The following is a 278-nucleotide window of genomic DNA, read 5'->3' as shown; positions in this document are numbered from 1 at the left end:
TCCTTATCGCTACTGGTTCTGAAGTTGAGCTAGCGACGAATGCTTACGCTGAACTGACGGCTGAAGGTAAGAAAGTACGCGTAGTGTCTCTTCCTTCTACAGACGTATTTGACGCGCAAGATGAAGCATACCGCGAAGCGGTTCTTCCAGCGGCAGTGACTAAGCGTCTTGCTGTTGAAGCAGGTATTGCGGATTACTGGTACAAGTATGTTGGCTTCGGTGGCAAGATCATCGGCATGACAACATTCGGTGAATCTGCGCCAGCGGGTGAGCTGTTC

Annotated in this window: 1 protein-coding gene; it reads left to right on the top strand. The window is 50.7% G+C overall.

What is annotated here, in order from left to right:
• A partial coding sequence (locus tag A3773_RS17145; RefSeq protein WP_331709182.1) for a transketolase-like TK C-terminal-containing protein occupies positions 1–278 on the top strand: 278 nt, incomplete at both ends.

Source organism: Neptuniibacter pectenicola (assembly GCF_001597735.1).
Classification (GTDB): Bacteria; Pseudomonadota; Gammaproteobacteria; order Pseudomonadales; family Balneatricaceae; genus Neptuniibacter; species Neptuniibacter pectenicola.
This window is presented reverse-complemented; position numbering and strand designations above follow the sequence as displayed.